Raw genomic sequence first — 26,664 nt, 5'->3', positions numbered from 1 at the left:
TCAGTGAGCCCCAGTTCCGGTGAGGGAGCGCACTTCCAGCTCGGCGAACTTCGCGGGGTCCGCCTCCTCCTTGGACAGGACGGTTCCCAGCCAGCCGAGGAGGAAGCCGAGCGGGATGGAGATGATGCCCGGGTTCTCCAGCGGGAACCAGTAGAAGTCGGCGTCCTTGAACATCGACGTGGGCTTGCCGGAGACGACCGGCGAGAAGAGCACCAGGCCGACCGCCGAGATCAGGCCGCCGTAGATGGACCACAGCGCGCCCTGGGTGGTGAAGCGCTTCCAGAAGAGGCTGTAGAGGATCGTCGGCAGGTTGGCGGACGCGGCGACCGCGAAGGCCAGGGCGACGAGGCCGGCCACGTTCAGGTCGCGGGCCAGCGCCCCGAGGCCGATGGCGACGGCGCCGATGACCACGGTCGACCAGCGGGCCGCGCGGACCTCCTCCTGCTCGGTGGCCTTGCCCTTGCGGATGACGTTCACGTAGAGGTCGTGCGCGAAGGACGAGGAGGAGGCCAGGGTCAGGCCCGCGACCACCGCGAGGATGGTGGCGAAGGCGACCGCGGAGATCACGGCGAGCAGGATGGCGCCGCCGGTGGAGCCCGCGCCTCCGCCGATCTCCTGGGCGAGCAGCGGGGCCGCGGTGTTTCCGGCCTTGTTGGAGGCCAGGATGTCGGCCCGCTTGAGCAGGGCGGCGGCCCCGAAGCCGAGGGCGATCGTCATCAGGTAGAAGGCGCCGATGATGCCGATGGCCCAGTTCACGGACTTGCGGGCGGCCTTGGCGGTGGGGACGGTGTAGAAGCGGATGAGGATGTGCGGCAGGCCGGCGGTGCCCAGGACCAGGGCGAGGCCGAGCGAGAGGAAGTCCAGCTTGGTGAGGGAGTCCTTGCCGTACTTCATGCCCGGTTCCAGGAACTTGGTGCCCTGTCCGCTGTTCTCCGCGGCCTGGCCCAGCAGGGCGGAGATGTTGAAGTTGAACTTCAGCAGCACCAGGAAGGTGATCAGCAGCGCGCCGGCGATCAGCAGCACGGCCTTGATCATCTGGACCCAGGTGGTGCCCTTCATGCCGCCGATGGTCACGTAGACGATCATCAGTACGCCGACCAGTGCGACGACGGCGACCTTGCCGCCGTCGCTCGTGATGCCCAGCAGCAGCGAGACGAGCACGCCGGCGCCGGCCATCTGGGCGAGCAGGTAGAAGATCGAGACGACGATGGTGGAGGTGCCGGCGGCGGTACGGACGGGCCGCTGGCGCATCCGGTACGCGAGGACGTCGCCCATCGTGTAGCGGCCGGAGTTGCGCAGCGGCTCGGCGACGAGCAGCAGGGCGACCAGCCAGGCGACGAGGAACCCGATGGAGTAGAGGAAGCCGTCGTAGCCGAAGAGGGCGATGGCTCCGGCGATGCCGAGGAAGGACGCGGCGGACATGTAGTCGCCGGAGATGGCCAGGCCGTTCTGGAAGCCGGTGAACTGGCGGCCGCCTGCGTAGAAGTCGGCGGCGTCCTTGGTCTGGCGGCCGGCCCAGATCGTGATGATCAGGGTGGCCACGACGAACAGCCCGAACAGGGTGATGATCAGCGGACGGTGCTCGCTCGCTCCCGCGGCGACCGTCAGGTGGTGCGGCACCGCGCTCATGCCCCGCCCTCCATCCGCTTCTTGATGGCCGCGGCCTTGGGGTCGAGCTCGGCGGCGGCGTGCCGCGAGTACAGCCAGGCGATCAGGAAGGTCGTCGCGAACTGGGCGAGGCCGAGGACGAGCGCGACGTTGATGTTGCCGAAGAGCTTCGTCCCCATGAAGCCGCCCGCGTAGTTGGACAGCAGGACGTAGAGCAGGTACCAGGCGATGAAGGCCACGGTGAGCGGGAAGGCGAAGGAGCGGTAGGAGCTGCGCAGTTCGGCGAACTCGGGGCTCTGCTGGACGTGTCCGAACTCTTCGGCCGTGGGGCCCGCCAACGGCGTTCCCGCGCCGCCCGGCGGCGGCGCTGCTTCGGTGGTCACGGGGGGCTCTCCTTGTGACGCGGGTGCGGTGGGGACGACGGACAAAACAACCTCCGTGCGGGGGACGATGGTGCTGATCCCCCCTGTCAACGGCACGGCCGGCGTGTCGGGACGGTTCAACACCCACTGTTTCTTTGAAAACTCATTCCTCGAACTGATGGCGTAGAGGGGAACGGCGACGCTAGGTTCCCTTGTCATGAACCCGTCCCCCGCGACCGCGGCAGGACGGCTTTTTCAAGGATGATCTGGAGAACCCATGGCTCATCTGGGATCCGGCCGCCGGCGTGCTCTCGCCGTTCCGGTCGGCCTGGTGCTCACCGCCTCGCTCGCCCTCCTGCCCTCGGTGTCGGCCTCCGCCGCTCCGCTCGGCAACACGGCGGACGCGGCAACGGCCTCCAAGGCAGACACCACCGGCCCCAAGCTGTCCTACGTGGCGAACCTGACCACGTACGGAACCGTGAAGCAGGCGAGGAAGGCCATCGAGCGCGCCGGTGGAACGGTGGTGACGTCCTATGAGCAGATCGGGGTCGTCGTCGCACATTCCCAGAACCCGGACTTCGCCAAGCAGCTCCGCACGCAGCGGGGCCTCTTCGTGTCGGTCGGTGCCACCCGTACGGCCCCCCTCCAGACGGTGCAGACCACCGAGGAGGGCACGACCCAGCAGCTGGGCGCGGCGGACGCCGCCAAGGCGGCGTCGCAGGCCCAGGAGGGTCAGGAGCCGCTGGAGCCCAACCAGTGGGACCTGCGGACGATCAAGGCCGACCAGGCACACAAGATCAACGACGGCAGCCGGGACGTCACGGTCGGCGTCATCGACACGGGCATCGACGACACCCACCCGGATCTGGCCGCGAACTTCTCCAAGGAGCAGTCGGCCAACTGCGTCGGCGGTGTCGCGGACACCACCGAGGGCGCCTGGCGCCCGTACGCCGACGGCAGCGACCACGGCACGCACGTGGCGGGCACCATCGCGGCCCCGCGCAACGGCGTCGGCGTCAGCGGCGTGGCGCCCGGCGTGAAGGTCGCCGCGATCAAGGTGAGCGAGCCCGGCACCAGCCTCTTCTTCACCGAGGCGGTCGTCTGCGGCTTCATGTTCGCCGCCGAGAAGGGGATCGAGGTGACCAACAACAGCTACTACGTCGACCCCTGGCTCTTCAACTGCAAGACGGACGACGACCAGAAGGCGCTGGTGGAGGCCATCGGGCGGGCCAGCAAGTACGCCGAGCGCAAGGGCGTCCTCAACGTGGCCTCGGCGGGCAACTCCAACCAGGACCTGGCCGCCGACTCCCTCACCGACGACACCAGCCCGGACGACGCCACCCCGGTGCCGCGCACCATCGACCCGAAGGTCTGCCTGGACCTGCCCACCCAGCTCCCGGGTGTGGTCACGGTCTCGGCGACCGGCGACAAGGGCCTGCGGTCGTACTACTCCAGCTACGGCCTCGGGGTCGTGGACGTCGCCGCCCCCGGTGGCGACAAGTGGCAGATACCGGCCACGCCGGACGCCAACGGCCGCGTGCTGTCGACCGTCCCGGGCGGCGGCTACGGCTACAAGCAGGGCACCTCGATGGCCGCCCCGCACGTCGCGGGCGTCGCGGCGCTGCTCAAGAGCGCCCACCCGGGTGCCACCCCGTCGCAGATCCAGGCCATGCTCAAGGGCCAGGCCACGAAGACGGCCTGCCCGGCGCAGATCTACGACGCCACGGGCACGCTGATCAACGCGACCACCTGCGCGAGCAAGTGGGGCCAGACGGGCTACTACGGCTACGGCGTGGTCGACGCGCTCAAGGCCGTCCAGTAGGCGACCGGCTGACGGGAAGGGCCCGGGCGGGGGTGATCCCCGCCCGGGCCCTTCCTACGTACGGGACCGGGGGTCAGGGCTTGATCAGCACCTTGAGCGCGCTGCGGTCGTCCATCGCGCGGTAGCCGTCCGGGACCTCGTCCAGGGACACGGCGCGGTCGAAGACGGGCGCCGGGTCGATCGCGCCGCTGAGCACGTCCTCGAGCAGCTCCGGGATGTACGCGCGGACCGGGGCGACACCGCCGCGCAGGGTGATGTTGCGGTCGAACATGACGCCGAGGTCGAGACCGGTGCCGCTGCCGTGCGGGACGCCGACGTAGCCGATGGCGCCGCCGTCGCGGGTGATGTTCACGGCCGTGCGCATGGACTGCTCGGTGCCGACCGCCTCGATGACGGCGTGGGCGCCCTGGCCTCCGGTGAGCTCGCGCACGGCGGCCTCGGCGGCCTCGCCGCGCTCGGCGACGACGTCGGTGGCCCCGAAGAGCTTGGCGATGTCCGTACGGACGCTGTGGCGGCCCAGTGCGATGATCCGCTCGGCGCCGAGGCGCTTGGCGGCGAGGACGCCGCACAGGCCGACCGCGCCGTCACCGACGACGGCGACGGTGGAGCCCTTGCGCACGCCCGCGCCAAGGGCGGCGTGGTGGCCGGTGCCCATCACGTCGGAGAGCGCGAGCAGCCCGGTGAGCAGGTGGTCGTCGGAGAGGGCCGCGGCGGGCAGCTTCACGAGGGTGCCGTCGGCGTGCGGGACGCGGACGGCCTCGCCCTGGCCGCCGTCGTGTCCGACCGAGCCCCAGAAGCCGCCGTGCACGCAGGAGGTGTACAGGCCCTCGGAGCAGTAGTCGCAGGTGCCGTCGGACCACATGAAGGGAGCGACGACGAGGTCCCCGGCGCGCAGGCCGGACACCGCGGAGCCGGTTTCCTCGACGACACCGAGGAACTCGTGACCGATGCGCTGGCCGGGCTGCCGCTCGGCCTCGCCGCGGTAGGCCCACAGGTCGCTGCCGCAGATGCAGGCACGCAGGACGCGGACGACGGCGTCCTCGGGGCGCTGGATCGCAGCGTCGGGCACCTCCTCCACGCGGATGTCGTGCGGGGCGTGGATGACGGTGGCGCGCATGGTGGTGCTGTCCTCCGGATCGGGAATGGTTGAGTCTTGTAAGACCTCCCCTACCGTACGCCTGCCTCGCGGGTGAGCGTGCCGGAGGCCAGGAGGTACTGGGCGGCGAGGTAGGTGGCCATGATCCAGAAGTCGGGGCGGGGCAGCTGGGGCCATGCGGCGACGCCGGTGGCGATGAGGGTGTCGGAGAGCAGGAACAGCGCCCCGCCGAGCCCGGCGGCGCGGCCGAGGGCACTGGACCGGTAGGCCATGGCGGTGAGCAGCAGGCTGTATCCGGCGACGGGGATGCGCAGATCGGCCGGGAGGTCGGCCCAGAGCAGCGCGACGGTCCCGGCGAGCGCGAGTCCGTAGGCACCCCCGAGCAGCGGATTCGTTGCGCGCCGGCCGAAGAGGACCAGGTAGCAGACGTGCCCGGCGGCGAAGGAGCCCATGCCGACGAGGAAGGCCGGCTCGGCGTCGAAGAGCAGGGCGAGGTCCCCGCCCCAGCCGAAGAGCAGGGCGGCGACCAGCAGCCGGGGCGCTCCGCGCAGGGCTACGTGGCCGACGAGCAGCGGCATCAGCAGCGGCTTGGCGATGACGTGGCCGAGGTGCCAGCCGAAGAGCAGCGAGCCGAGGTCGACGGCGGTGGCGGCGGCGAAGCCGATGAGCATGATCCGCGGGACCGTTCCCGCTCCCGCGGGTGTGGGCCGGGCCCAGGAGGGCGTACGGGCCGACGGCGACTCGGCGGCGCTCACGCGGCGGGCTCCGCGGCCGGGGCCGTGTCGACGGGCGCCGCCGACACGGGGGCCGAAGCCGTGGCCGGGGCCTGGGTTTTGGCCGGCGAGGCCAGGGGCTGCCAGCCGGGGCCGCGGAAGACGCGGCCGGCGCGCTCGCGCCAGGTGGTGGCGGCGCGGACGTCGCGGGCGATGGCGGCGTACTCGTGGGTGGCCACGCGGAGCGGGTTGTAGGTGTTGATGTTCTTGGTGAGGCCGTAGACCGGCCGGTCGGTCTCGCCCACCCAGGAGCCGAACATCCGGTCCCAGACGATCAGGATCCCGCCGAAGTTGCGGTCCAGGTAGCCGCCTTGGGAGGAGTGGTGGACGCGGTGGTGGGAGGGGGTGTTGAAGACGTACTCGTAGGGGCGCGGCAGCTTGCCGATGCGCTCGGTGTGGACCCAGAACTGGTAGAGGAGGTTGATGCCGTAGCAGAACGGGATCGCGGCCGGGTGCACGCCGAGGGCCACCATGGGGAGGTAGAACCACCAGGTGGTGGCGCTGGTCCACGGCTGGCGCAGGGCGGTGGTGAGGTTGAACCGGCGGCTGCTGTGGTGGACCACGTGGCAGGCCCACAGGATGCGGATGACGTGGTGGAGCCGGTGCTGCCAGTAATAGAGGAAGTCCTGGACGAGCAGCATCAACAGGGCGGTCCACCACAGGAACGGCACCCGCAGCGGGGTCAGTTCGTAGACGGCGGTGAAGACGGCGACGACCGGGATCTTCCAGAGCAGGTCGAAGCCGATGCTCCCGAGCCCCATGGTGATGCTCGTGGTCGCGTCCTTGGCGTCGTACCCGGCGGCGTCCTCGTCGGGATGGATCCGGTAGCTCACCAACTCGATGACGGTGAGCAGCACGAAGGCGGGTATGGACCACAGCACGACATCGGGCAGGTTCGGCATGTCGGCACCATAGAGGCGGTCTCCGGGGTGCCGCTAGGGGTTGTTACCGATCGGTATCCATAAAGGTTACCGACGGTTCGCGCTGTAGGGTCCGGGCCCAGGGGAAGCGACGGAGGGGTGGGGAATGGCAGGCCTCGAAACGGCTGTCTTACGCGTGGCGAGCACGGCGGCGGGTTCGCTGCTGAGGTCGCGTCTCGGGCAGGTCCCGGGCGCCGGGCTCGCGAGCGATCCGGTACGTCCGGCGCAGCGCTGGCGCCGCCCGGCGCAGCTCGGTACACCCGAACTCCGCCGGCTCGCGGCGGGCTTGGCGGACCGGCTGGGGGCGGCAGCGGCCCGGCTGCCGGAACACGAACGGCTGGCGGCGCTGGACGCGGTCGCCGACGCCTTCGCCGCACTGGGCGCGGTCGACGCCGACGCCCTGTTCGCCGCGGACCTGGATCCTGTGGCCCTGGCGTCCCTGCTGCCCGTGCCGCCCGCCGCCGGACTCAGCCCGGCGGCCGAGGCCGCCTGCCGGGACCTGATCCGGCTGACCTGCGCCCATGCGGTGGAGTACCTGACGACACTGCCGGGGTTCGGGGCCCGGGCCGATGTGGAACTCGTCCGCCGGACCGGTGAGCTGGCCCGGGCGGTGGACCGGCTTCAGGAGGGCGGGGACGGGGCGGCGTACGCCTTCGAGGAGCGGTACGCGCGGTACGTCGCCGATACCCACGGCCGCCTCCAGCTCTTCGGCCTCACCCTCAGCCGCTCCCGGCGGGAATGGCCGCTGGACGTGGCCTACATCAGCCTTGCCGTGGCGGGCGACCAGCCGATGCTGCCCGGCGAGCCGGAGCTCCACCAGGTTCCGGTACGGGCCGAACAGGCCCTGGCGTCCGCGGACCGGGTGCTGTTGCGGGGTCCGGCGGGTTCCGGGAAGTCGACGCTGGTGCAGTGGCTGGCCCTCAACGCGGCGCGGCGGACGGACGGCCCGTGGAGCACCTCCGTCCCGTTCGTCCTGCGCCTGCGCTCCTTCACCTCGTCCGGCGACCTGCCGCTGCCGGAGGACTTCCTGCGGGCCTGTGGCGTCCCGCTCTCGGCCCCGCCCGGCTGGGTGGAGGACCTCATGCTCAGCGGACGGGCGCTGGTGCTCGTCGACGGCGTGGACGAGGTCCCGCAGCGGCTGCGCGCCCGTACCGAGACCTGGCTGCGCTCGCTGGTCTCCGCCTTCCCCAAGGCCCGGTACGTGGTGACCACCCGGCCCTCCGCGGTCCCGGAGGACTGGCTCGCGGGGCTGGGCTTCGCGACGCACTCCATGCTGGCGATGGAGCAGAAGGACATCCGGGCCTTCGTCACGCACTGGCACGCGGCGGCCCGGGCGGAGGGCCAGGAGGTCGATGTGTACGAGGCCTCCCTGCTGGAGGCGGTCGCCTCCCGGCGGGACCTGGCCCGGCTGGCGACCAACCCGCTGATGTGCGCGCTGCTGTGCGCCCTGAACCAGGACCGGCGGATGCAGCTCCCCCGGGCGAGGAAGGAGCTGTACGACGCGGCCCTGGACATGCTGCTGGTCCGGCGGGACACGGAGCGGGAGATCGGCGGGGTCGAGGGGGTCTACCTGACCCGCGACGAGCAGATCGTGTTGCTCCAGCGGTTCGCGTACTGGCTGATCCGCAACGGGCAGGTGGAGGCGGGCCGGGACGAGGCCGTCGAGCTGGTGGGCGAGTGGCTGGAGGCGATGCCGCAGGTGCGCGAGCAGGGCGGCGCGGAGCAGGTCTTCTCGCACCTGCTGATCCGCAGCGGACTGCTCCTGGAACCGGCGCCGGGCTCCGTGGTCTTCGTCCACCGCACGTTCCAGGACTACCTGGGCGCCAAGGCGGCGGTGGAGTCGCGGGACTTCGGCGTCCTGGTGAAGAACGCGCAGGACGACACGTGGGACGACGTGGTGCGGATGGCGGTGGGCCACGCGCGTCCCGACGAGCGTGTCCGTCTGCTACGGGGGCTGCTCCGCCGCGCGGACAAGGTGAAGTCGGCGCACGACCGCCTCGTCCTGCTGGCGGCAGCTTCTCTGGAGCACGCTCCCGAGATCGACCAGGCCATACGCGCCGAGGTGCAGGAGCGCACCGCGAAACTGCTGCCGCCGCGGTCCCTCCGAGAGGCGGAGGAGCTGGCGAAGGCCGGTGAGCTGGTCCTGGAACTCCTCCCGCTGGACGAAGACCTCAGCGAGGAAGAAGCGGAAGCCGTCGTGCTCACGGCAGGGCGGGTCGGCGGGCCGCGTGCCTTGGAGATCACCGCCCGGTTCTGCCAGGACACCCGGCTGAGCGTGGGTTACGCCCTGGCGGACAACTGGGCACGGTTCGACGCGGCCGAGTACGCCGACGCTGTTCTGTCGGCGGCTCAGCTACCGGGAGCGAGCCTGCTCGTGAACACCGAAGAGCAGGCGGCCGAGGTCGGGCGGCTCACCCATCTGAAGCGGATCAACCTGCACTGGGCCCCGGGCCTCCCGGGGCTGGTGGCGCGACGCCCCGACCTCGAATGGCTCTTCGTCTTCCGCAATGACGCCTTGAACGATCTGTCCCTGCTGGCGCCCCTCGATCGCCTGAACTTCCTCGGCCTGTCGATATGCCCGAACGTGCGAGACCTCGCTCCCCTCACCGAACTGCCGCTGCGCCAACTGAGCCTGTACGACCTTGCTGACGGCACGCCCCTGGGACCGCTTCGCGGTCTGGCACTGACCGATCTGACCCTGGGATCCCGATTGCCGGTGGACCGCGTTGCCGACCTACCGGTGACCGAAGGGCTGGAGTCACTCACGCTGCACAACGAAAGCAGCCACCTGTCGCTCGAGGGCCTGGACCGCTGGCCTCGGCTGTGGAGCCTGACGGTCACCGGCGACCATCAGGTCCACGATCTCGCGACCATCGCCGCACCGCCGATCACGAACCTGTTCATCAGCAATGCGGCGCCGGACCTCACCGACGTTCTCCCGCACGACCGACTCACCTACCTGACACTGCACCAGTGCTCTGACTTCGACCTGGCTCCGCTGCGGTCCCTGCCCGAACTCAGGACCCTTCTCCTGACCGGCTCCAGCGGGACGGTCGATCTCACTCCGCTGTCGGACCTGGACCAACTCAAGATCAAGGTCCACGGCGCCACGTCCGTCACGGGTGCAGAGACCATCCCGCCGGAGCGGCTCGCGTTCAGGGCCTGAGCCGCTCCCGGCGGGAGCCGAAGGTCACCAGACCCGGACCGACCCCCCTCGGGCGAAGGCCGGGCTGGTGGCCTCCGGCGGGACCTCCGTCAGGGGTTCGGCGATCTCCGAGACCAGCGGGCCGTGCTTGGCGGCCAGGGCGTCCAGCAAGGGGAGGTCGAAGCCGTAGACGCGGGCCGCGTTGCCGCCGGCCATCGCGACGACCTCCTCGCGCGGGAGGCCCGCGTAGGCGATGCGGAGGCCCTCGCGGGAGAAGGGGGTGGTGCCCTCGTCGTGGGGGTAGTCGCTGCCCCACATGATCTTGTCGAGGCCGATCCGCTCCCGCAGCGGCACCTCGTGCGGGCGCATGAAGCTCGCTCCCACGAAGCAGTTGTCCCGCCAGACCTCGCTCGGGCCCCGGCCCATCGACTCCGCGAGGCCGGCCCCGAACTTGGACTCCGCCGTGGCGGAGGCCGCGACCAGGCGGCCGTGGTAGTAGTCCAGCATGTCGAGCACGCCCGGGATCCAGCCGGAGCCCTGCTCCGTCAGGACCAGCTTCAGGCCCGGGTGGCGCCGGAACGCGCCGCCGAAGATGAGGTGCCACAGGGCCCGGTGGGAGAACCAGGTCGTCTCCACCATGAAGACGGCCCGGGCCGCCGGTTCGTCGCCGAGCGGCGGGGACGCCGAGCCGCCGTGGTGGTTGACCGGCACGTCCAGCTCGTCGCACACCGCCCAGATGGGGTCGTAGGCGTCCGAGTAGAGCTCGGGGACCGAGGAGCCGGGCGGGACCCCGGGCAGCAGGATGCCGCCCGTCAGGCCCGCCTCCCTCGTGCGGCGGATCTCCTTCACCGCCGCGTCCACGTCGTTGAGGAGGATCTGGACCACCCCCGCACGCCGGCCCGGCGCGTCCGCGCAGAAGTCCGCCAGCCAGCGGTTGTGGGCCTGGAGTCCGGCCCAGCGCATCGCGTACTCCGCGGCCGTCGGAGGCTGGGCCATCAGGGAGGCCTTGGGGAAGAACGGTGGGATCGTGTTCGGGAAGACGACCTCCGCGACGATGCCGTCCGCCTCCAGTTCCGCCAGCCGGCGGGCCGAGTTCCAGTTGCGGTCCGCCGTGTCCGCGAGGAGGTCCTCGTACGGGTTCACGTAGCCGGCGGCCCAGGCGTCGAACTCGTCGTGGTACCGCTTCTCCAGGTACGGCTTGTAGTCCAGCAGGTCGGCGCCCGCGTGGCAGTCCGCCGAGATGACCGTGTAGCGGTCCTCCGTCCGGTCGGTCATGACGACACACCCAGGACCGGGAAGTCGTGGTCCGTCAGCCAGTGCCGGCCCACCTCGCGGGAGCGGGCCCAGGAGGCCTCCACCGCCGCCTGGTCGGGGCTCTGGCCCAGCTCGGCCGGGGTGGGGCCGATGCGGCGGGCGATCGGGGCCAGCTTCCCGGTGTCGAAGCCGAAGACCTCGGCCGCCGCCAGGCCCAGCATCCGGCGGGTCTCCGCGACCGGGATGTCGTGGAAGGTCTTCTCCAGCCAGTTCCGGGTGGCGGGCCAGGTGCCCTCGGGGTGCGGGAAGTCCGAGCCCCACAGGATGTTGTCCACGCCGATCTCGTAGCGCTGGGCGAGCTCCCGGCGTTTGGTGTTCGTCGCGCAGATGAAGACCTGGCGGTCGAGGTACTCGCTCGGCGGGCGCTTCAGCTCCGCGAAGGGCGAGAGCTTCTTGCCGCCGTGGGCGCCGAGGTAGAGCCGGTCCATGAACCACAGCTGGTTCGGGAGCCACCAGCAGCCCGACTCGGCGACGCCGAACTTCAGGCCCGGGTGCCGCTCGAAGACCCCGGACCAGAGCAGGAACCACAGCGGGCGGGCGGGCCACCAGGTGACCTCGGAGACGTAGATGCCGAGGTGGTCGCCGTACTCGTGACGGGGCGCGGCCCCGGAGTGCGTCACGATCGGCATCGCCGTCTCGGCGGCCGCCGCCCAGACGGGGTCGTAGCGGCGGTCGTGGTAGGGCGCCTTGTCCACCCACATGGAGGGGATCATCAGCGCGCCCAGACCGGACTCCTTGGCCCGGTGGATCTCGGCGACGACCCTGTCCGGCTCACCGGTGATGGGCAGGAGTGCGACGCCGCAGTGGCGTTCCGGGTTCTCGGAGACGAACTCCGCGAGCCAGCGGTTGTGCGCCTGCGCGCCCGCCATGCCCAGCTCGGGGTCCTGGTCGCCGGAGAGGCCCAGCCCCACCCCGAAGGGGGCCGCGGTCTGGCTGTCGACGGCGTCCGCGTCGGGGAAGACGACTTCGGCGGCCACGCCGTCGCCGTCGAGTTCCTTCAGCCGCTGCGCGGTGTCCCAGCCGCCCTTGAGGCCTTCCTCGTGGTCGTGGAACCACTTCTCGGCGAAGGCCTCGTTGCGGACGCCCAGGCGGGTGGCCTCCGCGCGGCGGGCGTCGCGTTCGCCGAGGAACTCGTCGAACTCGCGGTGGAAACGGGAGTCGAGGTAGGGGCGGTACCGCTCGGTCGGCAGGCCCGCGTGGCAGTCGGAGGAGATGATCAGGTACGGGTCTTCGTACGGTGTGTCACTCACGGCGTGGCTCCTCAGTCGAGGATGAAGCTCTCCAGGTAGGCGGGGTTGGCGCGGTCGAGCATCGACTGCGACCGGGCGCGGATCTGCCGGTCGCTGTGCTCGCTCGCCGGGAGCATCCAGAAGCGGTCGGCGCGGATGCCGTCGACGACGTGCTCGGCGACCTCCTCGACCGGGGTGAAGTTCACCTCGTGGCCGGCCTGTTTCATCGCCGCCTCGTACTGGTCGAGGCTGCGGTACGGGGTCTTGCGCGGGCGCTGCTTCGCGTAGCGCTCGGGCCGGTTGCGGTGGGACTCCCACAGTCCGGTGCGCAGCATGTGCGGTCCGGGGAAGAGGACGGAGGCGCCGACGGCCGCGCCCTCCGCCTTGAGGTGGGCGTAGAGGGACTCGGTCATGGTGACCACGGCCGCCTTGGTGACGGCGTAGACGGAGGCGGTGGGCAGCGGGGCGATGCCTCCGTCGCCCGAGGAGGTGTTGACGACGTGGCCGGGGGCGCCGCCCGCGATCATGCGGGGGACGAAGGCCTGGATGCCGTGGAAGACGCCCCACACGTTGACGGAGAAGGCCCACTTCCAGTCGTTGGGCTCGTGCTCCCACATGCGGCCCTCGGCGCCGGAGCCGACGCCCGCGTTGTTGCAGAGCACGTGCACGGCGCCGAAGGTCTCGTAGGCGGCGTCGGCGAGCGAGAGCACGGAGTCGCGGTCGCTGACGTCGACGGTCCTGGCGAGGACCTGGGCGCCCTCGGCGAGGAGTTCCTCGGCGGCCTTGCGCAGGGCGCCCTCCTCCACGTCGGCGAGGACCACCTTCAGGCCCTCGGCGGCGAAGCGGCGGGCCATGGCGAGGCCGATGCCACTGGCGGCGCCGGTGACGACGGCCACCTGTCCCGGTTCGAGTCGCATGTCAGCCCCTCCCCCCTGTCGATCCCTCCGGGGGCGCGTCGAGGATCTGCATCGGGTCGTCGTAGCGCTGGTGGATGTACGGAAGGAGGGCCTGGGCGCTGACCCGCTCGACGACCCGGCCCTTCTGGTCGGTGGTCTTCTCCCCGATGGTGATCTCCACGACCCGGCGGACGGGGAGGTCGGCGACGGGGTCGAACATCGACTCGCGGAGCACCACGTCACCGGTGATGTGCTCCAGCTTGCGCACCTTCTCGTGGCGCGTGCAATGGACGAGCACCGGGTCGGCGTCGAAGCCGGAACCGTCCACCGCCGGCAGGAACTTGAAGTAGAAGTCGGTCTTCTCCGTGGGCTCGGGCAGTGGCAGTTCGCGGTCCACGGCCCCGCGCACCTCCACGAAGGCGATCCCGTGCCGTGCGAGTGAGGCCCGTACGACGAGGCCGTCGCGCTCGACGGTGATCTCGCCGAGCTTCTTGGGCTCTCCGAACACCTCGCGGCCGCCGGTCAGGGCGCGCTCCATGCTCATCGGCATGACCAGCGGGTACCAGCCCTCGACCCCGCCGTGCCGGGCGGCGACGGCCACTGAACCGGCGCCGAGCGGGTAGCCGGGCAGCTCGACCTTGCTGATGTTGGCCCGTACGAGGGGCCGGTCGGCCGGCTTGAGCGGCGGCGGGAGGACCGCCGCCACCACGTCCGGGTCGCTCTCCCAGACGGCCACCACACCGGTGGACCAGATGTCGGGGAGGTTGGAACTCTTCTCGCGCGACGCCGCGATCTCGGCCTCCGTGCGCGCTCCGTACCGTACGCGTGCCATGTATTCGACCATCCCTCGTCTCGGGCGGAGTCGGTTCTGTAACACAGTTACACCGCCACCGATGAAGGGTAAAGACCCGTGCACACACGAGAACTGACACATCGACAGATCGGTGGAACCGCAGACATGGCCAGAACCACGCTCACTCGCGACGAGGTACTGGACGCCGCCGCCTCCCTGGTCAAGCAGCACGGCCCCGCCGCCCTCACCATGCGCAAACTCGCCGCCGAACTGGGCACGGCCGTGACCTCCATCTACTGGCACGTCGGCAACCGCGAGTCACTGCTCGACGCCCTCGTGGAACGCACCGTCGAGGAAATGGGCGCCATCAGGCCCGCCGGCCGCACCCCCGCCGACCGGATCCTGTCGGTGGCCCGGACCCTGCGGCGCGAACTGCGCGAGCGCCCGCACCTGATCGCGATGGTCCACGAACGCGGCCTCACCGAGCGGATGTTCCTGCCCGCGCAGCAGGCGCTCGTGCACGAGGTGCACGCCGCCGGGCTGCGCGGCGCCCGGGCGGCCGACGCGGTGCGCGCGATCCAGTTCCAGATCGTCGGTTTCCTTCTGGTGGAGCGCAACCGCGAGCGCTCCCCCGCCCAGTCCCCGGCCGAGAGCGAGCTCTGGGACCCGGCCGCCGCCCCCCACGACCCGGCGCTCGCCCGCGCCCTGGCCCGCCCCGCCGACCCGGAACGCCTCCTCCTGCTCTCCGTACGGGCCCTGGTGGCGACCCTGCTGCCACCGGGCCCACCGGCTCCGCGGACGGGCCGTTAGGCCGTGTCGTCGACGTCCCGCCCGGCCTGATCCGTAAGACACCCCCTAAATCGGTTTGCGCCGGCCCGCCTCCGTGGTTGGATCTGGTCCGCGGGGGCGGCTCCGCGACGTGCTTCCTTCTCATCCCACTCTGAAAACCGCAGCGCGTCCCCTCTCCGCCCCCGCCCCACCTCTCTCCCCGGTTCCGGAGGAATCCCCCCTTTGCCCGAGCTGTCGACCGTTCTGCTGCGCCGTCTCCACACCGTGTACGTCGACCAGGCCGGGCCGCGGCCGGGCGACCCCTCGACCACCGAGGGCCTGACGGCCCTGGAGGCCGAACTCCTCGACCGGGGCTTCGCCCTGACGGCTCCGCTGCGCTCCGCGCTCGCCTGGCTCGGCCCCCGCGGGCTGGCCGACGCCGGCACCCGCCTGGTCCGGGACATCGACGTCCTGCTGGGAGCGGACCGCACCCACATGCCGCTGTTCCGCACCTTCCCGGCCTCCGTGCCCGACGACACGTACGGCCTGTGGATCGACCGGGTCTTCACCCTCCTCCTCCAGTGGCCCGCCCAGCCGTGCGTGTTGTGCGCGACCGTCGGCAGCGTCCACCCCGTCTCGCCCTGCGCCCACCTGGTCTGCCGCAGCTGCTGGGACGGCGGCGTCTACACGGGCTGCCCGATCTGCCACCGCCGGATCGACCCCGAGGACCCCTTCCTGGTACCGGCCGTCCGGCCCGGCCGCCCCGCCCCCGCCGACTCCGCGGGCCCGCTGCGGCTGCTCACCCTGGGCACCGACCGCGCGGCGGACGCGGTCACCGCCCTCGGCCGGCTGCTCGCCCGCCGCACCCCGCTGTCGCCCCAGGACACCGAGGAGGCGCGGGTGCTCCTCGCGAGCGCGCCGCCCGGCCTCGGCTGGCTGCCGGAGACCATCCCGGTGCGCGAGACCAAGGCCCTGGTCCTGGGCACCCTGCTGCTGGAGCGCCGCACCCGCGAGGCCGTACGCGCCCTGCTGCCGCGGTGGCTGACCACCGCCACGGACGTCCTGCGGCTGCTGGCCGTGTGGTCCGGCGGCGGGGCCGACCTGCTGGCACCGCCCCGGATGCGCTCCCTGCCGCGCGCGCTGCGGCGCGAACTGCTCGGCCTGCTGGACGGGCTGGACCCCGCGCTGCTCGTCGAGGACGTACTGCGCCACCCCGACCCCTGGAAGCGCGCCGCCGAGATCCTGCACCCCTTCGAGCACCACGGCCGCCACCCGCGGGCCGCGCTGGCGTTCGCCGTACTGCGGGAGACCGACGTCCGGGGCACCGCGCTGGGCGACGCCCTGCTGGCCACCGCCGCCGCCCACCCGCACGCCGTACGCGTCGACGGCTCCCGCATCAGGGCCGCCACCTGGACCGGGCGCGCCGAGGAGGCCCTGCGCGGCGGGGACCCGGACCGCGCCCTCGCGGTCCTCGCGGAGCGGCCCGGGGAACTCGTACGCCGCCTCGACCACCTGCTGCGCCGCTACTGCGCCGACGCCCTGCCCGAACAGGTCGCGGCGGTGCTCGAGGAGCGGCTGCCCAAGGCCGGACCGGGCCCGGTGCTGTCCGCGCTGGGGCGGCTGCGGATCCGCCATCTGCCCGGCACCCGGCGGGTGTTCTTCCCCCGCGGCGAGGTCGCGCACTCCTTCACCGTGGACGACACCCGCGCCCCGCTCGCCGAGCCGGTGACCCGCGCGGTGAGCGCACTGTTCGAGCGGGAGGTACTGCGCCGGCTGTCTGCGGCCGAGCCGTACGACGTGGCGGTGCTGGACTCGCGCCTGGCCCACCTGCACGTGCCCTCCGCCGAGCGGGCCGCGGCCAAGGCGCTGGTCACCGTCCCCAAGGGCAGCTTCCAGGCACTGCCCGACGGCGAGGTGCTGCGGATGTTCCTGCACTGGATGGAACCGCCGAAGAAGACCGTGGACCTCGACCTGTCGGTGGTGCTCTTCGACGCCGACTGGAACTACGCGGGCCTGTGCGACTACACGAACCTGGTGTACGGCGGGCGGGCCGTCGTCCACTCCGGTGACCTCACCTCCGCCCCCGCGCCCGCCGGGGCGAGCGAGTACGTGGACATCGACCTCGACGCCCTCGCCGACACCGGCGTGCGCTTCGCCATGCCGGTCGTCTTCTCTTACAACAACATCCCCTTCGAGCTGCTGCCCGACGCCTTCGCCGGCTTCATGGCGCTGCCCAGCCGCAACGGGCGCACCTCGCGCTACGACCCGCGGACCGTCCGGCAGCGCTACGACCTGGTCGGCAACTCGCGGATCCACGTACCGCTCCTCGTCGACCTGGAGCGGCGCGGCTTCCTGTGGACCGACGTGCACCTGCCGGACGACGAGGGCTACCACAGCGTGTACGCCCACCAGGACGACCTCGCCCGGATCGGCCGCGACCTGTTCCAGTACTTCTCCACCGGCCGCACCACCCTCTGGGAGCTGGCCGGCTGGCACGCCGCCGCCCGCTGCGGCGAGGTCGTCGTACTGCGCCGCACGCCCCGGCCTAGCGACCCCGACGAGCTGTGGACCTACCGCCGGCGCGCGCACGAGGACACCGCGGCGTTCGCCGAGCGGCTCGTCGGGCTGGGCGATCCGGACACCGCCCTGGCTTCGCCGGACGTTGAGGCCCTCGCGGGAGCCGCCGCCTCGGGGCGGTCCGCCCTCCTCGCGCTGGTGGACGGGGGCGTGGCACCGGCCGGTGCGCGGGGAGCGGTATACCGGTTGCTGCCGGGGCCCGTTGACGGCTGCGGGCTCGAACAGCTGGCCGCCGGGGACCTCGTCGCGGCCCTGGGCTGATCCCGGGCGGCAGGCGGTGTCAGTCCGTGCCGATATCCTCTGTGACCATGCTCGACGACCGTACGACCGCAGAGACGACGTGGCCGACCGCGTACCCACAGGGGTACGCGGTCGTCGACGTGGAGACCACCGGGCTCGCTCGCGACGACCGGATAGTCTCCGCCGCCGTCTACCGGCTCGACGCCCAGGGCAACGTGGAGGACCACTGGTACACCCTGGTCAACCCGCAGCGCGATCCGGGACCGGTGTGGATCCACGGTCTGACGAGTGCGATGCTCGCCGACGCCCCGCTCTTCAAGGACATCGCCGAGGAGTTCGCCGGCCGGCTCGCGGACCGGGTGCTCGTCGCGCACAACGCCATCTTCGACTGGCAGATGATCGCGCGGGAGTACGCGCGGGCCGCCGAGACCGCGCCGGTCCGTCAGCGGCTGTGCACCATCGCCCTGTCCAAGGAGCTGAACCTGCCGCTGCCCAACCACAAGCTGGAGTCGCTCGCCGCGCACTTCGGCGTGGTCCAGCAGCGGGCCCACCACGCGCTCGACGACGCCCGGGTGCTGGCGGAGGCCTTCCGTCCGTCGCTGCACGCGGCCGCGCGGGACGGCGTACGGCTGCCCCTGCTCGAATGCCGGCCGCTGACCGAATGGTCTGACTCCCCCGCCACCCCCCGGGTGGGCTACCAGGCCTCCTACGGGGGCGGCGGCACCTGGCGGGCCTCGCGCAAGCGGCCGCCGTGCCCGTATCCGAACCCCGGGCGCTTCGAAGACGGCAAGCCGCTGAAGCAGGGCATGCGCATCGCCTTCTCCGGTGACACCTCGGTGGACCGCGAACTGCTGGAGGACCGCGCGGTCGAGGCGGGCCTGCACGTCGCGACGAGTGTGTCGCGGCTCACCAGCCTGCTCGTGACGAACGACCCCGACTCGGCGACCTCGAAGACGGTCAAAGCCAAGGCCTTCGGCACGCCGGTCCTCGACGAGGCGGCCTTCACCCAGCTCCTGCGGGACGTGGCGGCGGCCGAGGACTGAGCGGGGCCGGGCGGGGCTCGCAGAGCACCGGATCCGGGCGGGCGTTGCGCCGGGCGGGTGCAGGCACGGCGACTCACCCCGGTGGATCTTGTTCCGGCCGGCTGCCGTGCGGAGCATGCGGCGCATGGCACGTTGTGAGGTCTGCGGAAACGATTACGGCATGTCCTTCGAGGTGCACGCGCAGGGCGCCGTGCACGTCTTCGACTGCTTCTCCTGCGCCATTCACCGCATGGCGCCCATCTGCGAGCACTGCCGGGTCCAGATCATCGGGCAGGGCGTCGAGGTCGAGGGGCAGTGGTTCTGCGGGGCGCACTGCGCCCGCTCCGAGGGGAAGGTGGGCGTTATCGACCGCGTCTGAGCCACCTCCCGCCCGCACGACTCCCGGTACGGCCCTCCCTGCGAGTTCCGTCACGTCTCCCCGTACACCTCGACCCCGGACGGCCACCCGGCCGCCGGGGTCGACCGCGCTGGGGGTACCGTCGTGGGCGTGTACCGCTTTGTGCTGACCCGGCAGTGGGTGTGCCTCACCCTCTTCGCCCTCGTCCTCATCCCCGTGACGATCAAGCTGGGCTTCTGGCAGTTCCACCGCCACGAGCACCGGGTCGCGCAGAACCGGCTCATCGAAGCGAACCTGCGGGCGGAGCCCGTCCCCGTGACCGAGGTCACCTCCCCCCGCCACACCGTCCCGCGCGCGGACTTCTGGCGCTCCGTCACCGCGACCGGTACGTACGACTCCGCGCACGAGGTGGTCGTACGGATGCGGACCTCGGGCGATGACAAGGTCGGCTTCCACGTCGTGACCCCGCTGGTGCTCGGCGACGGCCGGGTGGTGCTGGTCAACCGGGGCTGGGTGCCCGGCGGTGACGACCCCCGCGCCTACCCGCCGGTGCCGGCCGCCCCTGGGGGCGAGGTCACGGTCACCGGCCGGCTGAAGGCCGACGAGACCAGCGGCGGCAGCGGCATCAAGGACCGCAAGGGGCTGCCGGACCGCCAGGTGATGCTGATCAACAGCGAGCAGCAGGCGGCGTACCTGGGCAGGCCCGTCCTCGGCGGCTACCTCGAACTCACCGCTCCGGCCCCCGCGGACGGCAGCCCCGAGACGATCGCCGAGCCCGACCACGATTCGATCGGCCCCCACATGGCGTACGCCGTGCAGTGGTGGCTGTTCACGGCCGCCGTGCCGGTGGGCTGGCTGGTCCTCGTACGGCGCGAGAAGCGCGACCGCGAGGCGGCGGCCGCCGCCGGATCGGCCGCCGGATCCGCCGCCGGGTCGGAGCCGGCGACGACGACGGCGTAGCGTGTCGGCATGGATCTTGGACTGAAGGACCGTGTCTACATCGTCACCGGGGCCACGCGCGGCCTCGGCTTCGCCTCCGCCAGGGAACTGACCGCCGACGGCGCGAAGGTCCTCGTGACGGGCCGGGACGAGAAGCGGGCGGCCGACGCCGCCGCCGCGCTCGGCCCGAACGCCGCGGGCATCGCCGCCGACAACGCCGACCCGGAGGCGGCCGGGCGGCTCGTCACGGCCGCGCGCGAGCGGTTCGGCCGCCTGGACGGCATCCTCATCAGCGTCGGCGGCCCGGCGGCGGGCCTGGCGGCGGACAACACCGACGAGCAGTGGTCGGCGGCCTTCGAGTCGGTCTTCCTGGGTGCGGTCCGGCTGGCGCGGGCGGCCGCCGCCGAGCTGGGCGAGGGCGGGGTCATCGGCTTCGTGCTGTCGGGGTCGGTGCACGAGCCGATCCCCGGACTGACCATCTCCAACGGGCTGCGCCCGGGGCTGGCGGGCTTCGCGAAGTCCCTCTCCGTGGACCTCGGCCCGCGCGGGATCCGGGTGGTCGGCCTGCTGCCGGCGCGGATCGACACCGACCGGGTGCGGGAGCTGGACGCCATGTCCGGCGACGCCGCTGCCGCCAGGGCCGGGCACGAGTCCCGCATCCCGCTGCGGCGGTACGGTGCCCCGGAGGAGTTCGGCCGCGCGGCGGCCTTCCTGCTGTCCCCTGCCGCGTCGTACCTGACGGGAGTCATGCTGCCGGTGGACGGCGGCTCCCGCCACGGCTTCTGAGCACCCGTCCCCGGGCCTCCGCCCCAACCCGGCGGGGCTCCCGCCCCGCCGTCTCCCGGGCTCCGCCCCCAACCCGGGCGGCGTCCCGTCCACGGCTACCGACGCGCCGCGTCTTGGGGCTCCGCCCCAAACCCCGCGCCTCAAACGCCGGCGAGGCTGGATATGCCCGATGCCGCCTGCTGGCGGGGCAATTCCAGCCCCGCCGTCTCCCGGGCTCCGCCCCAACCCGAGCGACGTCCCGTCCACGGCTACCGACGCGCCGCGTCCTGGGGCTCCGCCCCAAACCCCGCGCCTCAAACGCCGGCGAGGCTGGATATGGCCGATGCCGCCTGCCCGGCGGGGCAATTCCAGCCCCGCCGGCGTTTGAGGCGCGGGGTGCGGGGCGGAGCCCCGGGGCGCCCGGCCGGGACGGGTTCCGCCGCGCTACGTCACGCGCTGGGGGCGGTGGGGGGTGACCCTCAGGCGGGCCTCCGTGGGGAGGGCGGCGAGGCCCGCCGACGTGCGGGCGTGGGTGAGCACCGGGCCCGCGAGGGCGGCCAGGGTGTCGGCGGGGACCGCGTGGGGCTCCAGTTCCAGTGCGACCCGCAGGGCCGGCGCGCCCCGCCGCCCGCGCAGGGCGACCCGGCACCCGGCAACCCCCTCAAGGGCACCGGCCTCCGCCGCCACCGCCTCCTCCAGGGCACGCCCCCGCAGCACGGCGAAGGCCCCGTCCCCGGTGTCGACCACCACCGCCGGCAGCCGCGCGCGCCGCAATTGGGACAGCAGCCACCACAGCGCGAGCAGCACGCACAGCCCCAGCCCGGCGGCCACCGCCCACCACCACCAGCCCTCGGCATGCCAGTACCGGCGGCGGGCCTCGGCCGTCAGCAGCGGCGCGTGCCGGCCGCCGAGCGGCCACGACGCCGTCAGCACCGAGACCCCGGCCGCCAGCAGGACCACTCCGGCCAGCGCCAGCAGGATCCGGTTCACCACCCCGAGCATCCGCTCACCTCCTGACCCGTACGCGCCGGTGCAGCGGGTGCGCGAGTCCCAGTTCCTCGATGCCGACGCCGAGCACCGCGTCCAGGTCGGCCCGTACGTCGTCCAGTTCCCGGAAGTGCGAGGTGGCCCGCACCCCCACGCGGGACCGGCCCACCTTGACGCGGACCGACCGCACCCCGGACACCTCCAGCGCCCGGTCCCGCAGCACCTGCGCCGCGTCCTTCCGGCCGAGCCCGGCCCGTACGGCGGCACCCGCGGCCGGATCGGGGTTCCGCATCGGCAGGATCCCGCGCAGCCCCGGGGTCAGCGCCAGCAGCAGGAGCACCGCCCCGGCCAGGGCGAGGGCCCCGCCGCCGAGGATCACCCCCAGGTCGGCTGGAGTGTGCCGGTCCAGCTGGCGGCCGAGCTCGCGCCGCCAGCCCATGCCGGGCCGGTCGGCCCGTACGGCGGCCAGGTCGTACAGGAACAGCCCCGCGGCCCCCAGCAGCACGAGCGCGACGAGCGCGGCCGGGATCCGCCGGGCGGAACGGAACCGGTGCGTGCCGGTCACCGCAGCCGCCGGTCCCGGCCGGCGGCGGACCGGGTGTGGGTGGAGTGCAGGTGCTCGATGTCGATGTCCACCTCGGGTACGGCCATCTCCGCGTACTCCTCGATGCGCAGCGCCACCCGGCGGCGTACGGAGGCGCACTGGGCGGCGAGGTCGGAAGGGTAGTCGAGCTCCAGGCTCACCCGTACGCGCGCGATGTCGTGGTGCACGGTGACGGTCGCGTGCGGAGCGGCGGCCTGCTCCGGTCGTGGCGCAAGCGCCTCCCGGGCGGCCTGGGCCGCGATCTTGGCGACGACCCGGTCGGCGATACGGGTGGCCCCGCGCTCGGCGGGTGGCACCCGGGAGGGTGTGGCCCGGGAGGGTGTCTCCCGGGAGGGTGTCTCCCGGGACGGCGTGCTCATCGGGGCCTCACCCGCGCCGGTCGTCGCGGCGGCGGAAGAGGTCCCCGGGTTCCAGGTCCCCGTCGAGGAACCGGCCGACGACGAAGCCGATGGCGCCGAGTGCGCCCACCAGCAGGAAGGCTCCGAAGCCGCCGAAGTAGCCGGCGAACGCCAGGGCCATGCCGGCGAAGAGGCCGGCGACCGCCATGCTCATTGCGTGGCTCCTCTCGGCTCCGGCTACTGGAGCCGGGTCTCCGGTTCCTCGTCCGGCTCGTCGGGCAGCTTGACGTCGCTGACCGCGATGTTGACCTCGACGACCTCCAGGCCGGTCATCCGCTCGACCGCCGCGATCACGTTCTCACGGACCTCCCGGGCGACCTCGCGGATCGACACGCCGTAATCGACGACGATCTCCAGGTCGAGGGCGGTCTGCACCTCGCCGACCTCGGCCTTGACGCCGCGGCTGACGGAGGCCTTCTGGCCGCCGGGGACGCGGTCGCGGACGGCGCCGAAGGTACGGGAGAGGCCGCTGCCGCTGCCCATGGCGTGTACGCCGACCACCTCGCGCGCGGCCAGCCCGGCGATCTTCTCGACCACTCCGTCGGCGATGCTGGTGCGGCCCCGGTCGCCGGGTGCCTTGCCGGAGCCACCGGATGCGGGTGCGGGTGCGGATTCGCTCATCGATCGTCCCTTCACGCGTGCGGACTCACTGCGCACCACGTTAAGCGCGCGACGCCGCTCCCGCGCCGGGACTACGCCGGTCGGCGTGGGCCCGGGGCTCCGCCCGGGCCCCCGGCCGGCTCAGTCGGAGAGGCCCGCCAGGTCACGGAGCCGGCGGGCCTGGGCGGCGCGTTCGGCGGTGCGCTGGTCGTCGTACGGCCGGGACTGCGCGTCGCGCAGCAGGGCCTTGGTCTCGATCACGGCGTCCCGCGGCGGGGCCAGCAGCGCGGTGGCGAGGTCCTGGACGGCCGCGTCGAGCTCCTCCGCCGGGACCACGAGGTTGGCGAGGCCGACCCGCTCCGCCTCTTCGGCGTGCACGAAGCGTCCGGTGGCGCAGATCTCCAGGGCGCGGGCGTAGCCGACCAGCGAGGTCAGCGGTTGGGTGCCGGCCAGGTCGGGCACCAGACCCAGGCTGGTCTCGCGCATGGCGAACTGCACGTCGTCCGCGACCACGCGCAGGTCGCACGCGAGCGCGAGCTGGAAGCCGGCGCCGATCGCGTGCCCCTGCACGGCGGCGACGGAGATGATGTCGTTACGGCGCCACCAGGTGAATGCCTCCTGGTACTCGGCGATGGTGGAGTCGAGCAGTTCGTCCGAACCGCGTGCCAGGTCGAGGAAGGACGGCTCGCCCTCGAAACCCTCGGGGGTGAACGCCTGCCGGTCGAGTCCGGCGGAGAAGGACTTGCCCTCGCCGCGGAGCACGACGACGCGGACGCTGCCCGGCAACGACCGTCCGGCCTCCGCCAAAGCCCGCCAGAGCGCGGGGGATTGGGCGTTTCGCTTGGCCGGATTGGTCAGTGTCACCGTGGCGAGCGTGTCGTCGACGGTGAGTCGTACGCCGTCCTTGTCGAGCAGAGTCATCCGTGTGCCTCCGGTGTGCAGTCGGCCGCAAGCCCGGCCTAAGTGACTGCACAGTAACCACCCAGTCGACCGCGGGGCCGACCGGGGGTCACCGAAGGTACCGCTGGAACCATGACGCCTTTGGAGCCTTGAAGCGTTGAAAGCATTGGAACCGCTGAGGCCGGGGTCAGGCCGTAGCCGCCTTCTTGCCCCGGGTCGCGCCACCGCGACCGCGCAGCGAAACCCCGGACTCACTGAGCATCCGGTGGACGAATCCGTAGGACCGGCCGGTCTCCTCGGCCAGCGCCCGGATACTCGCCCCGGAGTCGTACTTCTTCTTCAGGTCTGCCGCGAGCTTGTCGCGCGCGGCGCCGGTTACCCGGCTGCCCTTCTTCAGAGTCTCGGCCACCCGTGCCTCCTCATGGGAAGTGCGCTCTGGACTTCTCATGATCACCCCTCCCCGGCTTCCTGGCCACCCATTCAGCAAGGTCGGTACGGCGGCATTTCTCGACTGGTGGACACCCGAGCAGAACGGAATCTCCTCTTCCGCCGCATGACCTCCGTCACACTTCGCCGCCCTCACGGTGAATCGCCAGGTCAGGGGCGGGACACCCGGCAACGCAAGACCCCGGCCGCGCCCGCTCGGGGGTGCGGCCGGGGCCGTCGTACGCCGTGCAACGGTACGAGACCGTCTCACTCAGATGATGGATCACCCCTGAGCCGAATGATCCATAAGGAATTGGATCAGGGTCCCGGGCCGGTCAGGCGAGGGCCACCAGGTCCCGGTAGTCCGGTCCCCACAGGTCCTCGACGCCGTCCGGGAGCAGGATGATCCGCTCCGGCTCCAGCGCCTCCACGGCGCCCTCGTCGTGCGTGACGAGGATGACGGCGCCCTTGTAGGTGCGCAGCGCGCCCAGGATCTCCTCGCGGCTGGCCGGGTCGAGGTTGTTCGTGGGCTCGTCGAGCAGCAGCACGTTCGCCGAGGAGACGACCAGCGTGGCCAGGGCCAGGCGGGTCTTCTCGCCACCGGAGAGGACCCCGGCCGGCTTGTCCACGTCGTCGCCGGAGAACAGGAAGGAGCCCAGCGTCTTGCGTACGGCGACCAGGTCCAGGTCGGGAGCGGAGGACCGCATGTTCTCCAGGACGGTGCGCTCCGGGTCCAGGGTCTCGTGCTCCTGGGCGTAGTAGCCGAGCTTGAGGCCGTGACCGGGGATGACCGTGCCGGTGTCGGGCTTCTCGGTGCCCGACAGGAGGCGGAGCAGGGTGGTCTTGCCGGCGCCGTTGAGGCCCAGGATGACCACGCGCGAGCCCTTGTCGATGGCGAGGTCGACGTCGGTGAAGATCTCCAGTGAGCCGTACGACTTCGACAGGCCCTCGGCGGTCAGCGGGGTCTTGCCGCAGGGCGCCGGGTCCGGGAAGCGCAGCCTGGCGACCTTGTCGGAGACGCGGACGGCCTCCAGACCGGAGAGCAGCCGCTCGGCGCGCTTGGCCATGTTCTGCGCGGCGACGGTCTTGGTCGCCTTGGCGCGCATCTTGTCGGCCTGCGAGTTCAGGGCCGCGGCCTTCTTCTCCGCGTTCTGGCGCTCGCGCTTGCGGCGCTTCTCGTCGGCCTCGCGCTGCTGCTGGTAGAGCTTCCAGCCCATGTTGTAGACGTCGATCTGGGCGCGGTTGGCGTCGAGGTAGAAGACCTTGTTGACGACGGTCTCGACCAGGTCGACATCGTGGGAGATCACGATGAAGCCGCCGCGGTAGTTCTTCAGGTAGTCCCGCAGCCACACGATCGAGTCGGCGTCGAGGTGGTTGGTGGGCTCGTCGAGGAGCAGGGTGTCGGCGTCCGAGAAGAGGATCCGGGCGAGCTCGACGCGGCGGCGCTGACCGCCGGAGAGGGTGTGCAGCGGCTGGCCGAGGACCCGGTCGGGCAGGCTGAGGGCGGCCGAGATGGTCGCGGCCTCGGACTCGGCGGCGTACCCGCCCTTGGTGAGGAACTCGGTCTCCTGGCGCTCGTACTGCCTGAGCGCCTTCTCCCGGGTGGCGCCGGAGCCGTTGGCGATGCGCTCCTCGTTCATCCGCATCTTCTTGATCAGCACGTCGAGACCGCGGGCGGACAGGATCCGGTCGCGGGCCAGGACGTCGAGGTCACCGGTGCGCGGGTCCTGCGGGAGGTAGCCGACCTCGCCCGAGCGGGTGATGGAGCCGGCGGCGGGCTGCCCCTCGCCGGCGAGGCACTTGGTGAGCGTGGTCTTGCCCGCTCCGTTGCGGCCGACCAGGCCGATGCGGTCGCCCTTGGCGACGCGGAAGGAGGCGGACTCGATGAGGACGCGGGCGCCGGCGCGCAGCTCGATGCCGGTGGCGGTGATCACGGAAATACTCCAGGGCGGGGGGACGGCGGAAAGGGGGCAGGACGCGAGCTTCAGCGCCGCTAATCCGCGAGGAGATTTGCCATGGGATTCATTCTACCGGGGGTGCGCAACCACTTTTCGGGGTACCGGGGCCCCGGACGCCACTTCCCGGTGTCCCCCGTCCGGCCCCCGGGCGGCCCCGGCGGGCC

The 26,664-nt window shown here is 72.2% G+C and carries 25 protein-coding genes; 8 read left to right on the top strand and 17 right to left on the bottom strand.

All coding sequences use genetic code 11. The features are described 5' to 3' along the window. Together ACIP5M_RS25580 and ACIP5M_RS25575 are read right to left on the bottom strand one after the other, a co-directional pair. Nucleotides 1-1,629: a cation acetate symporter gene (locus ACIP5M_RS25580; protein ID WP_401201070.1), complete on the bottom strand. Its 1,629-nt coding sequence runs from the start codon at nucleotides 1,627-1,629 to the stop codon at nucleotides 1-3. Further along, the gene (locus tag ACIP5M_RS25575) at nucleotides 1,626-1,991 is read right to left on the bottom strand and encodes a DUF485 domain-containing protein (protein ID WP_401201068.1); all 366 of its coding nucleotides are present in this window, start codon (nucleotides 1,989-1,991) and stop codon (nucleotides 1,626-1,628) included. Before ACIP5M_RS25575 ends, ACIP5M_RS25580 begins: the two co-directional genes overlap by 4 nt. A 256-nt stretch (nucleotides 1,992-2,247) precedes the next feature. Here ACIP5M_RS25575 and ACIP5M_RS25570 point away from each other — a divergent pair, with 256 nt between their 5' ends. Beyond that, on the top strand, nucleotides 2,248-3,792 hold the full coding sequence (locus tag ACIP5M_RS25570) for a S8 family serine peptidase (RefSeq protein ID WP_401201065.1): 1,545 nt from the start codon (nucleotides 2,248-2,250) through the stop codon (nucleotides 3,790-3,792). Between the two features lie 73 nt (nucleotides 3,793-3,865). On the opposite strand, the gene ACIP5M_RS25565 is transcribed toward ACIP5M_RS25570, so the two are convergent. The 3 genes from ACIP5M_RS25565 to ACIP5M_RS25555 are packed head-to-tail and all read right to left on the bottom strand — an operon-like array spanning nucleotide 3,866 to nucleotide 6,563. Further along, nucleotides 3,866-4,909, bottom strand: a complete 1,044-nt coding sequence (locus tag ACIP5M_RS25565; RefSeq protein WP_401201062.1) for a zinc-dependent alcohol dehydrogenase family protein — start codon at nucleotides 4,907-4,909, stop codon at nucleotides 3,866-3,868. A gap of 50 nt (nucleotides 4,910-4,959) precedes the next feature. Then, nucleotides 4,960-5,643: a lysoplasmalogenase gene (locus ACIP5M_RS25560; protein WP_401201060.1), complete on the bottom strand. Its 684-nt coding sequence runs from the start codon at nucleotides 5,641-5,643 to the stop codon at nucleotides 4,960-4,962. Next, nucleotides 5,640-6,563, bottom strand: coding sequence for a sterol desaturase family protein (locus ACIP5M_RS25555; protein WP_401201058.1), 924 nt, complete (start codon nucleotides 6,561-6,563; stop codon nucleotides 5,640-5,642). The genes ACIP5M_RS25560 and ACIP5M_RS25555 overlap by 4 nt, the downstream gene beginning before the upstream one ends. 124 nt (nucleotides 6,564-6,687) lie before the next feature. On the opposite strand from ACIP5M_RS25555, the gene ACIP5M_RS25550 reads away from it, so the two are divergent. Then, entirely contained in the window at nucleotides 6,688-9,747 is a 3,060-nt protein-coding gene (locus ACIP5M_RS25550) for an NACHT domain-containing protein (RefSeq protein ID WP_401201055.1), read from the top strand. Nucleotides 9,748-9,771: 24 nt separating this feature from the next. On the opposite strand, the gene ACIP5M_RS25545 is transcribed toward ACIP5M_RS25550, so the two are convergent. From ACIP5M_RS25545 to ACIP5M_RS25530, 4 genes are read right to left on the bottom strand one after another with little or no spacing between them, the layout of a single operon-like run. Continuing rightward, nucleotides 9,772-11,001 carry an amidohydrolase family protein gene (locus ACIP5M_RS25545; protein WP_401201053.1) on the bottom strand — a complete coding sequence of 410 codons (1,230 nt, stop codon included), beginning with the start codon at nucleotides 10,999-11,001 and terminating at the stop codon, nucleotides 9,772-9,774. Next, complete coding sequence (locus tag ACIP5M_RS25540) at nucleotides 10,998-12,290, bottom strand: amidohydrolase family protein (protein ID WP_401201050.1); 1,293 nt, start codon at nucleotides 12,288-12,290, stop codon at nucleotides 10,998-11,000. The genes ACIP5M_RS25545 and ACIP5M_RS25540 overlap by 4 nt, the downstream gene beginning before the upstream one ends. A gap of 11 nt (nucleotides 12,291-12,301) precedes the next feature. Beyond that, nucleotides 12,302-13,186, bottom strand: a complete 885-nt coding sequence (locus tag ACIP5M_RS25535; RefSeq protein WP_401201047.1) for an SDR family NAD(P)-dependent oxidoreductase — start codon at nucleotides 13,184-13,186, stop codon at nucleotides 12,302-12,304. Between the two features lies 1 nt (nucleotide 13,187). Further along, a complete protein-coding gene (locus ACIP5M_RS25530) occupies nucleotides 13,188-13,997 on the bottom strand; it encodes an acetoacetate decarboxylase family protein (RefSeq protein ID WP_401201045.1) in 810 nt (269 codons plus the stop codon). A gap of 126 nt (nucleotides 13,998-14,123) precedes the next feature. On the opposite strand from ACIP5M_RS25530, the gene ACIP5M_RS25525 reads away from it, so the two are divergent. The 6 genes from ACIP5M_RS25525 to ACIP5M_RS25500 all read left to right on the top strand — a co-directional run bounded on the left by ACIP5M_RS25525 (nucleotide 14,124) and on the right by ACIP5M_RS25500 (nucleotide 20,648). Further along, nucleotides 14,124-14,768: a TetR/AcrR family transcriptional regulator gene (locus tag ACIP5M_RS25525; protein WP_401201043.1), complete on the top strand. Its 645-nt coding sequence runs from the start codon at nucleotides 14,124-14,126 to the stop codon at nucleotides 14,766-14,768. A 201-nt stretch (nucleotides 14,769-14,969) separates the two neighbouring features. After that, the gene (locus ACIP5M_RS25520; protein WP_401201040.1) at nucleotides 14,970-17,564 is read left to right on the top strand and encodes an MXAN_6230/SCO0854 family RING domain-containing protein; all 2,595 of its coding nucleotides are present in this window, start codon (nucleotides 14,970-14,972) and stop codon (nucleotides 17,562-17,564) included. A gap of 47 nt (nucleotides 17,565-17,611) precedes the next feature. After that, nucleotides 17,612-18,586, top strand: a complete 975-nt coding sequence (locus ACIP5M_RS25515; RefSeq protein ID WP_401201038.1) for a DEDDh family exonuclease — start codon at nucleotides 17,612-17,614, stop codon at nucleotides 18,584-18,586. A 124-nt stretch (nucleotides 18,587-18,710) separates the two neighbouring features. Beyond that, nucleotides 18,711-18,944, top strand: a complete 234-nt coding sequence (locus tag ACIP5M_RS25510) for a hypothetical protein (protein WP_401201036.1) — start codon at nucleotides 18,711-18,713, stop codon at nucleotides 18,942-18,944. Nucleotides 18,945-19,073: 129 nt separating this feature from the next. Continuing rightward, complete coding sequence (locus ACIP5M_RS25505) at nucleotides 19,074-19,883, top strand: SURF1 family protein (protein WP_401201033.1); 810 nt, start codon at nucleotides 19,074-19,076, stop codon at nucleotides 19,881-19,883. Between the two features lie 9 nt (nucleotides 19,884-19,892). Next, nucleotides 19,893-20,648: an SDR family oxidoreductase gene (locus tag ACIP5M_RS25500; RefSeq protein WP_401201031.1), complete on the top strand. Its 756-nt coding sequence runs from the start codon at nucleotides 19,893-19,895 to the stop codon at nucleotides 20,646-20,648. A gap of 423 nt (nucleotides 20,649-21,071) precedes the next feature. On the opposite strand, the gene amaP is transcribed toward ACIP5M_RS25500, so the two are convergent. The 8 genes from amaP to ACIP5M_RS25460 form a co-directional block, all read right to left on the bottom strand. Then, on the bottom strand, nucleotides 21,072-21,629 hold the full coding sequence (amaP, locus tag ACIP5M_RS25495) for an alkaline shock response membrane anchor protein AmaP (RefSeq protein WP_401201028.1): 558 nt from the start codon (nucleotides 21,627-21,629) through the stop codon (nucleotides 21,072-21,074). Between the two features lie 4 nt (nucleotides 21,630-21,633). Continuing rightward, entirely contained in the window at nucleotides 21,634-22,179 is a 546-nt protein-coding gene (locus ACIP5M_RS25490) for a DUF6286 domain-containing protein (protein WP_401201025.1), read from the bottom strand. Continuing rightward, nucleotides 22,176-22,577: a hypothetical protein gene (locus ACIP5M_RS25485; protein WP_401201023.1), complete on the bottom strand. Its 402-nt coding sequence runs from the start codon at nucleotides 22,575-22,577 to the stop codon at nucleotides 22,176-22,178. The genes ACIP5M_RS25490 and ACIP5M_RS25485 overlap by 4 nt, the downstream gene beginning before the upstream one ends. A gap of 7 nt (nucleotides 22,578-22,584) precedes the next feature. Continuing rightward, on the bottom strand, nucleotides 22,585-22,770 hold the full coding sequence (locus tag ACIP5M_RS25480) for a hypothetical protein (protein WP_401201021.1): 186 nt from the start codon (nucleotides 22,768-22,770) through the stop codon (nucleotides 22,585-22,587). A gap of 23 nt (nucleotides 22,771-22,793) precedes the next feature. Beyond that, entirely contained in the window at nucleotides 22,794-23,237 is a 444-nt protein-coding gene (locus ACIP5M_RS25475) for an Asp23/Gls24 family envelope stress response protein (RefSeq protein ID WP_401201019.1), read from the bottom strand. Nucleotides 23,238-23,357: 120 nt separating this feature from the next. After that, nucleotides 23,358-24,137, bottom strand: a complete 780-nt coding sequence (locus tag ACIP5M_RS25470; protein ID WP_401201017.1) for an enoyl-CoA hydratase/isomerase family protein — start codon at nucleotides 24,135-24,137, stop codon at nucleotides 23,358-23,360. A 166-nt stretch (nucleotides 24,138-24,303) separates the two neighbouring features. After that, nucleotides 24,304-24,525 (bottom strand): helix-turn-helix domain-containing protein, encoded by a 222-nt coding sequence (locus tag ACIP5M_RS25465; protein WP_030010789.1) that lies wholly within the window; start codon nucleotides 24,523-24,525, stop codon nucleotides 24,304-24,306. 352 nt (nucleotides 24,526-24,877) lie between these two features. After that, nucleotides 24,878-26,476, bottom strand: coding sequence for an ABC-F family ATP-binding cassette domain-containing protein (locus tag ACIP5M_RS25460; RefSeq protein ID WP_401201014.1), 1,599 nt, complete (start codon nucleotides 26,474-26,476; stop codon nucleotides 24,878-24,880). Nucleotides 26,477-26,664 lie beyond the last annotated feature (188 nt).

The sequence above is a fragment of the Streptomyces sp. NPDC088762 genome (assembly GCF_044750905.1).
GTDB lineage: Bacteria > Actinomycetota > Actinomycetes > Streptomycetales > Streptomycetaceae > Streptomyces.
The sequence above is the reverse complement of the archived record's forward strand: the minus strand, read 5'-3'. Positions and strand labels throughout refer to the sequence as shown.